Consider the following 399-nt stretch of genomic DNA (forward strand, 5'->3'; position numbering starts at 1 on the left):
CACCTGGTCCTTGCGGTCCTTGATCTTCAGCAGCTGCGGGCCGAACTTCTGCCAGCGGCCGGTCTGCTCCCACAGTTCCTTCGGCTGGATGGTCGGGATCTGGAATTCCACGGCACCGGCCCGGTCCATTTCCTCACGCACGATGCGCTCGACCTTGCGCAGCACGCGCAGGCCCAGCGGCGACCAGGTATACAGGCCCGATGCCAGCTTGCGGATCATGCCCGCGCGCAGCATCAGCCGATGGCTGGTCAGCTCGGCGTCGCTGGGGGTTTCCTTGGTGGTGTGCAGGTGGAACTGGGAGAGGCGCATCGTCGGCTTCGGATAACGGCAGAGACCTCTATTCTGCCAGCCCGGCCGGGGGGAGGGGTATCGGCAGGGCTGCGCCCTGCACCTGCGGGT

The 399-nt window shown here is 66.7% G+C and carries 1 pseudogene; it reads right to left on the reverse strand.

Features of this window, described 5'->3' with window-relative positions:
* Nucleotides 1–309: pseudogene (locus I6F28_RS37240) on the reverse strand (proline--tRNA ligase); the annotation flags it as partial.
* Nucleotides 310–399: the final 90 nt, after the last annotated feature.

It is taken from the genome of Bradyrhizobium sp. NBAIM14 (genome assembly GCF_020193895.1).
Classification (GTDB): Bacteria; Pseudomonadota; Alphaproteobacteria; order Rhizobiales; family Xanthobacteraceae; genus Bradyrhizobium; species Bradyrhizobium yuanmingense.